The sequence below is a fragment of the Paraburkholderia sp. Ac-20342 genome (genome assembly GCF_017104985.1).
Classification (GTDB): Bacteria; Pseudomonadota; Gammaproteobacteria; order Burkholderiales; family Burkholderiaceae; genus Paraburkholderia.
This window is the reverse complement of sequence record NZ_JAAGPQ010000097.1, coordinates 19,674-27,410: the sequence shown is the minus strand read 5'-3', so window position 1 is coordinate 27,410 and position 7,737 is coordinate 19,674. Positions and strand designations below refer to the sequence as shown.

Here is a 7,737-nt window from a genome sequence, read left to right as displayed (position 1 = left end):
GCAAGCCGGGCGGGCGGCGTGGGTGCCGCGCGCCCGTTCCGCGCCGCCAGCATCGTTAGCCGCGTTGGCTCCATTCGCGCCGTCTGCCCTTTGCCCGTCTTCCGCGCGCAAATGCGCCGGCTCATGCAGCCAGCACCACGCAAACCACGCCGTCACCGCGCACGCCACCGCCAGCACCGCATACGCGCTCGCAAAACCGCAGCGCGACACGAGCACCGGCAGCACCAATGCACCAAGCCCGCCGCCGGCCGGCACGGCTGTCTGCCGGATGCTCATCGCGAGACCTCGCTCGCCTTCGCGAAACCACGCCATCACGGCGCGGCCGCTCGATCCGTTGACGCTGCCACCGAGCAGGCCGACGAGCAGCAGGCCAAGCGCGAGCGGCGTCATGCCCGGCACCTGCGCGCCGCCCGGCGACACGAATAGCGCAAGACCGGCGAGCGCGGCCGCGGTCGACAGCAAGCCGAGCAGCAGCACGCGGCGGTCGCCCCAGCGGTCGGTCAACAGCCCCCACGGCAACTCGCTGACCGCAATGCCAAGCCCGAGCATGCCGAGCACGAGACCGAGCCCGTCGTTGCCGAGGTGATAGCCCGAGCGTAGAAAAACCGCCGTCGTCGGAATGCCCGAGAACGCCGCCGAAAAGCTCGCGTTCGCGGCAAAGCCCACGCCGAGCACCTTCCAGCGATGCTTCGCGCCGCGTTCGACCGCACCGCCCAGCGGCGCCGCAGATTCGTTGTCCATTCCACCCTCCGAAAGAATTCAGAGGTATCCTACGGCTGGGCTTTCCATCGGAAAAGCCGGAAAATCAGATCGTCATCATCGGAAATACCGAATCATGAGCCAGCGCGGATTCGACCTCACGCAGTTGCGGACTTTCGTCGCCGTCGCCGAATCGGGCAGCGTGTCGGCGGGCGCGGAACGCGTGTTCCTGTCGCAGTCGTCGGTGAGCGAGCAGTTGAAGAAGCTCGAGGAACGCGCGGGCCAGCCGCTGTTCGTGCGCAGCAAGCAGGGCGTCAGCACGACGCCTGCGGGCGAGCGGCTGCTCGATCATGCACGGCGCATCATCGCAATGAGCGAAGCGGCATTCGACGACCTGCAGGGCCGCTCGCTCGACGGCGAACTGCGCATCGCGATCACCGACTATTACCGGCCGCACGACATCGCGCGCATTCTGAAAGCCTTCTCCGAGCAGCACCCGCGCCTGAGGCTGCACGTCACGGTGCTGCCGAGCGCGGTGATCGACAGCGGCGCCGACGATCACACCTCGTTCGACATCGGGTTGTCGGCACGGCTCGTCACCGGCCAGACGCGCACGCGCGGCGGCGCACCGGCGAGCACGGTCGTGCGGCGCGAAAAGCTGCTGTGGGTCAGCGCCGCCGATGCCGCGCCGCGACCGTCCGCGCCGTTTCACCTCGTGCTGCTGCCGTCGACATGCCAGTTGCAGCGTTTCGTCGTCAAGCTGCTCGACGAGCACAAAGTGGCCTACGTGGTGTCGCATTCGGCCTCGGGCGTCGCGGGTCTGCAACTCGCGCTGAAGGCAGGGCTCGGCATCTCGTGCCTGAACGAATCGTCGACCGGCAACGGCGTGGTGGCCTGCCCGGCCAACACGGGCTTGCCCGCGCTGCCCGCGGTCGAGTTTCATCTGCTGCCGGGGCGGCCCGGCGAAAGCGAACGGGTCAGCAATGCGCGCACGGCGCTGATGCGGCTCTTCGCATAAGACGTCACGCACCGACATCGGACGATCGCATTCGCATACCAACCCGCATCGCTCAAGCGACGCTGTGCGCCCGCACATTGAAATTGCGTTGCATCGTGCATAGCATGGTTTGATCTAGCTCAAGAATCCGTCGAAGCGTCGGCCGTTGCGATTGACGCTCCTGTTGAATTGCTGCAACCTGTGCGCGCTGTCCTGGCCCGACTCCACGCAGCCGTTTGAATGCGTTGCTCATGCTCAGTGCGGCAGCAGCCGTCCTCGGCGTATTCAGCGTGCATCATCGTTGTCGCCATGCAAGTGCATCGCCATCGCGAATCGATACTTCGCGATGCCAAACAAACCGGTTCCGCCTCGCTGTTCAAGCAGTCCTTAAAACAACGGGCAGGAAACACACGATGGTCCGTCATGCGCCGCCGGCCGGATTCGCCTGAGAGCCCGCGAACGCGTATGAAAAATCGATCGTGAGAAAAGAACGTTCCCCTGACGAGGCCTCGCGTGCATCGTAGAACCATCGGATCTTCAGTTCTGCTATTTCTGCTGTATGCGCTCGGCAGCGGTGCGTCGCTCGCGGCCGCCGAGGTGCCCGGCGCGATGCCCTCGGCGATGGACGAGCGCGTGCGCGCCTGCACCTCGTGCCACGGCGTGCAGGGCCAGGGCCTGAACAACGACTACTTTCCGCGCATCGCGGGCAAGCCCGCCGACTATCTGTTCAACCAGCTCACCGCGTTTCGCGACGGCGGCCGTACCTATCCGCCGATGGGCTATCTGCTCGCGTTTCTGCCCGACGACTATCTGCGCAAGATCAGCCAGTATTTCGCCGATCTGCAACCGCCCTATCCCGAGGCCGATCACGGCAACGTATCGCCCGAGGTGCTCGCCGCGGGCGAGCGGCTCGTGCGGCACGGCGACCCGGCGCGCAAGATACCGGCCTGCATCGCCTGTCACGGCGCGCGCATGACCGGCACGCAGCCGGGCATTCCGGGGCTGCTCGGCCTGCATGCGAGCTATATCGCCGGACAGATGGGCACGTGGCGCTCGGGCACGCGTCACGCGCTCGCGCCGGACTGCATGCATACGATCGCGGTCAAGCTGAGCGACCGCGACATCACCGCGGTGTCGAGCTGGCTCGCGCGCCAGCCGCGTCCGGCCGATCCGCGGCCCGCGCCGACGGCCGCCGGGCCGCTGCCGCTCGCCTGTGGGAGCCAGCCGCAATGAAGCCGATACGTCGTTCGCCGGATTGGCTGCGCTCGCTGGGTGCGAGGCTGGGCTTCGGCTCGGATCGTGGTGTGAGATCCGGGTTGAGTTCTTCCGGGTCGAGTTCCATTCCGCGTTTCGTCACGCGCCTTGGCAAGCCGCGCCACACAATGAGATCGCTCGCGGCCGGCTCGCTGGCAGCTGGCCTCATCGCGAGCGGCGCTGGCCTGCTTGTCGATCTGCCGGCCATGCCGTTGATCACCACGGCCCATGCCGCGGCGCCGCAAGCCACGCCCGCCGCCGCCAACGCAACGACAACCGCAACCACCGCGGTCACCACACCCACCGCCGCCCCCCGCTCCGACCTCGTCAAGCGCGGCGAGTATCTGGCGCGCGCCGGCGACTGCATCGCCTGCCACACCGCGCCGCGCGGCAAGCTGTTCGCGGGCGGCCTCGCGATGGACACGCCGTTCGGCACGCTCTATTCGCCGAACATCACGCCCGATCCGCAATACGGCATCGGCACGTGGAGCGAGGACGCCTTCTTCAAGATGATGCGCACGGGCCGCAAGCCCGACGGCACGCTGATCTATCCGGCCATGCCGATTGCGCAATACACGAAGGTCACGCGCGAAGACTCGGATGCGATCTTCGCATTCCTGAGAACCGTCGAGCCGGTGCGCGAACCGAACCGCAAGCACACGCTGCGCTTTCCGTTCAACCAGCGCGAGCTGCTGTACGGCTGGCGCACGCTGTATTTCCACGAGGGCGAGTTCAAACCCGATCCGGCCCAGTCGGTCGAGTGGAACCGGGGCGCGTATCTCGTCGAAGGGCTCGGACACTGCTCGATGTGCCATACGCGCATCAACATGCTCGGCGGCTCGTCGCAGCGCGAGCAGTTCGCGGGCGGGCTGATTCCGGTGCAGAACTGGTACGCGCCGTCGCTCACGTCCGACAAGGACGGCGGCCTCGGCGACTGGAGCATCGAGGACATCGTCGATCTGCTGCAGGCCGGCATTTCGAAGCGCGGCGCGGTCTACGGTCCGATGGCCGAAGTCACCTATCACAGCCTGCAGTATCTGTCGGACGACGACATCCGCGCGATGGCTGTCTATCTGAAGTCGCTGCCCGACAATCGCGGCCGCAAGAGCGGCCCGAGCGCGACGCCCGACGCGCAGGTGTTCGCACTCGGCAAACAGATCTACGCGGACAAATGCGCGCTCTGCCACGGCGCCAACGGCGAGGGACAACTGCCGCACTATCCACCGCTCGCGGGCAACCAGTCGATCGAAATGGATTCGGCCGTCAACCCGATCCGCATCGTGCTCAACGGCGGCTTCCCGCCCGGCACGAAGCGCAATCCGGAGCCCTACGGCATGCCGCCGTTCGGCCAGGAGCTGAACGACACCGAGGCGGCCGCCGTCGTCACCTTTATCCGCACCGCGTGGGGCAATCACGGGCTGCCGGTGACGGCCCGCGAGGTCAACGCGTTGCGCAACGCGCCGCTGCATTGACGCGCCGCCCCGGACAACACGGAGAAAACCGCAAGATGGAAGCGAACGACACCCACGACGCGCCGCCCACCGACGCCGAAGTCGAGCGCATCGTCGCCGCCGGTCCGCATGGCGCGATCGCGCTCGCCGGCGTCGCGACGCTGATCGTCATCGCGATCTGGTTCGGCTTCTACTTTCTGGTGTTCCTGCCGCGCGGCATCATCCACTGACCATGTCGACCGAATCGAGCCATCAACCCCATAGCGGCCATGCGGTCGCGTTACGCGCCGAGCGCCGCTGGGCCATCTTCGCCAGCGCGCTGATCGTGCTGCTGCTCGCCGTGATCGTGTTCTCCGGCGTGCACTGGGCGATGATGCCGCCCTCGCGCGTCGAGACGATCGATCCCGCGCGGCTGCAACTGTCCGGCGAATTCGTCGAGGACAATCTCGGCAGCGCGGTCCAGCCCGACGGCTCGGTGATCGTGCGCTTCGTCGCGCAGCAATACTCGTTCACGCCGCAGTGCCTGCTCGTGCCCGCCGACACGCCGGTCACGATCCGCACGACGAGCGCCGACGTCGTGCACGGCCTGCTCGTGAACGACACCAACATCAACACGATGATCGTGCCCGGCTACGTCTCGACGCTGAACACCTATTTCGACCATCCCGCCGACCACGCGATGCCGTGTCACGAGTTCTGCGGCTTCGGCCATCAGACCATGTGGGCGCACGTGAAAGTGATCGACAAAGCCGCCTTCTTCGAGCAGGCCCGACAATCACGGAGACTCAGCTGTGTTTCACGCTAAGCGACTCGTTCTCGCGCATTTCTGGCTCGCCTTCGTGCTGTTCCTCGTCGCGCTCGTGCTCGGCGCCTGGCAGATGCTCGCGCGCAGCCCGTTCCTGCCGTGGGTCGGCGACCCCGAGCTGTACTACCGCTCGGTGACCGCGCACGGCACCGTGATGGCCTACGCGCTGCCGACGCTCGTCGCGATGGGCTTCGGCTACGCAATCGTCGAGCTTGCGCTCGCGCAGCGCCTCGCGGGCCTCAAGTGGGCATGGGCCGCGTTCTTCATCCTGCTCGTCGGCGCGGTCATGGCGATGGTGCCGGTCGCGCTCGGCGAGGCCTCGGTGCTCTACACGTTCTATCCGCCGATGATCGGCAGTCCGTTCTACTACCTCGGCGTGGTGCTCGTGGTGATCGGCTCGTGGATCTGGGTCGCGCTGATGCACGTGAACCTGCGCATCTGGAAGCGCGCCAATCCGGGCAAGCCGGTGCCGCTCGCGATGTTCGCCAACGTGGCGGGCGCGTATCTGTGGGCGTGGACCGCGGTCGGCGCGGCGCTCGAAATCCTGTTCCAGATCCTGCCGGTCGCCTTCGGCCTCACGAAGACGATCGACGCCGGCCTCGCGCGCATCCTGTTCTCGTGGACGCTGCATGCGATCGTCTACTTCTGGCTGATCCCGGCGTATATCGCGTACTACACGCTGGTGCCGCGCGCGATCGGCGGACGGCTCTACAGCGACTCGATGGCACGCGTGTCGTTCATCCTGTTCCTCGTGTTCGCGATGCCGATCGGCATCCACCATCTGTTCGCCGATCCGCAGGTCGGCGCGGGCTTCAAGTTCCTGCACGCGGTGTTCACCGGCATGGTGTCGGTGCCGACGCTGCTGACCGTGTTCACGATCTGCGCGTCGGTCGAAATCGCGGGCCGGCTGCGCGGCGGCAAGGGCGCGTTCGGCTGGCTCACGGCGCTGCCGTGGCGCAATCCGATGATGCTCGTGATCGCGTTCTCGTTCGTGATGCTCGGCTTCGGCGGCGCGGGCGGGCTCATCAACATGAGCTATCAGCTGAACTCGACCGTGCACAACACGCAGTGGGTGACCGGGCACTTCCACCTGATCTTCGGCGGCGCGATCGTCATCATGTACTTCGCGATCGCGTATGAACTGTGGCCGCAATTGACCGGCCGCGCGATCTGCTCGGCGAAGCTCGTGCGCACGCAGTTGTGGCTGTGGTTCATCGGCATGATGGTCGTGACACTGCCGTGGCACTACGTCGGCCTGCTCGGCGCGCCGCGCCGCATGGCCTATTACGACTACAGCATGCCGGGCATGCAGGGGCAGGCGTTCTGGGTCGGCATGTCGGCGGTCGGCGGGCTGATCCTGCTCGTCTCGGGGGGGCTGTTCATCTATATCCTCGCGAAGTCGCAGTTCGGGCCCGCGACCGAACCGCAAGCATTCCGTTTCGCGACCGCCGCGCATCCGGTCGAGCGCGTGCCGGTCGCGCTCAACGGCTTCGGCCTGTGGGTCTCGCTGATGATCGGGCTCACGGTCGTCAACTACAGCGTGCCGATCCTGCAACTGCTCAGGCTGCCGCAGACTTCGGTGCCGGCGGTCGTCATCGGAGCGCAGCGATGAACGAGGAACGCGTCTTCAGCTTGCGCAATCCATGGTTCACATGGAGCGTGGGCGGCACGATCGCAATTGCGATCGTCGCGATACTGATCGGCTTCGTCTGGCTGCCGTCGGCGAGCACGGCGTTCGGCGGCCTCGATCTTTGGGCGCGCATCTGCGGCGCGGCGGGCGTGCCGTCGAGCTGGTACGGCGGCGACAAGAGCGTCCCGGCAACGGTGCCCAGTGAAGTGGTCGTGCTGCCGCCGCAGCGAGTCACGCATGCGGCGGCGGATTCGATCGGCCGCGGCGCGACGATCGCGACGCAGAACTGCTCGATGTGCCACGGCGTGTCCGGTACACCGCCGGTCACGGCGCCCGCGCTCGCGGGGCAATACGCCGACGTGATCTACAAGGAGTTGCGCGACTATCAGAGCGGCCAGCGCCTGAGCGCGGTGATGCAGGCGATCATCGCGCCGCGCAGCGAGCAGGATCTGCACGATCTGGCCGCTTACTATGCTTCGCTGCCGCGCGCCGAAGCGACATCGTCAACTTCGCGCGCCGGCGCGGAGCCCGATGCGAACGCGGCGCGGCTCGCGATGCAGGGCGATCCCGAGCGCAATATCGCGCCCTGCGCGGCCTGCCACGGACAGCTCGACCGCAAGGGCGCGGCGCCGTGGCTCGGCGGGCAATCGGCGGTTTATCTGGCGGCGCAGCTGCACGCGTTCGCGGCGGGCGACCGGCATAACGACATCAACGAGCAGATGCGCAACGTCGCGCGGCAAATGACGCCCGAGGAAATCGAAAGTCTCGCGAAGTACTATGCGGCGATGCCGTAACGCACGACCGGCTTGATGGCGCGCATTCCCGGTACGAATCCGCGGCGACGGACGACCCGGCCATGTATGCCGCGCCCGAGGCCGCGCCGATCCGGTCGCAACGTGTG

Annotated in this window: 8 protein-coding genes; 7 read left to right on the top strand and 1 reads right to left on the bottom strand. The window is 66.9% G+C overall.

The genetic code is table 11. The annotated features are described in order from the left end of the window. Nucleotides 1-741 (bottom strand): MFS transporter (locus tag G3N58_RS28465; protein WP_241017264.1); only part of this gene is annotated, 741 nt, incomplete at its 3' end. 94 nt (nt 742-835) lie between these two features. On the opposite strand from G3N58_RS28465, the gene G3N58_RS28460 reads away from it, so the two are divergent. From G3N58_RS28460 to G3N58_RS28430, 7 genes are all read left to right on the top strand, one after another. Then, nucleotides 836-1,717 (top strand): LysR family transcriptional regulator, encoded by an 882-nt coding sequence (locus G3N58_RS28460; protein WP_206000853.1) that lies wholly within the window; start codon nt 836-838, stop codon nt 1,715-1,717. A 492-nt stretch (nt 1,718-2,209) separates the two neighbouring features. Then, the gene (locus G3N58_RS28455; RefSeq protein ID WP_167283515.1) at nt 2,210-2,929 is read left to right on the top strand and encodes a c-type cytochrome; all 720 of its coding nucleotides are present in this window, start codon (nt 2,210-2,212) and stop codon (nt 2,927-2,929) included. A gap of 227 nt (nt 2,930-3,156) precedes the next feature. Next, nucleotides 3,157-4,422, top strand: coding sequence for a cytochrome c (locus G3N58_RS28450; protein WP_240159354.1), 1,266 nt, complete (start codon nt 3,157-3,159; stop codon nt 4,420-4,422). Between the two features lie 35 nt (nt 4,423-4,457). Beyond that, entirely contained in the window at nt 4,458-4,631 is a 174-nt protein-coding gene (locus G3N58_RS28445; RefSeq protein WP_167049729.1) for a hypothetical protein, read from the top strand. Between the two features lie 2 nt (nt 4,632-4,633). After that, nucleotides 4,634-5,206: a cytochrome C oxidase subunit II gene (locus G3N58_RS28440; protein WP_167049727.1), complete on the top strand. Its 573-nt coding sequence runs from the start codon at nt 4,634-4,636 to the stop codon at nt 5,204-5,206. After that, a complete protein-coding gene (locus tag G3N58_RS28435; protein WP_167049725.1) occupies nt 5,193-6,818 on the top strand; it encodes a b(o/a)3-type cytochrome-c oxidase subunit 1 in 1,626 nt (541 codons plus the stop codon). Before G3N58_RS28440 ends, G3N58_RS28435 begins: the two co-directional genes overlap by 14 nt. Next, nucleotides 6,815-7,630, top strand: coding sequence for a c-type cytochrome (locus G3N58_RS28430; protein WP_206000852.1), 816 nt, complete (start codon nt 6,815-6,817; stop codon nt 7,628-7,630). Before G3N58_RS28435 ends, G3N58_RS28430 begins: the two co-directional genes overlap by 4 nt. Nucleotides 7,631-7,737 lie beyond the last annotated feature (107 nt).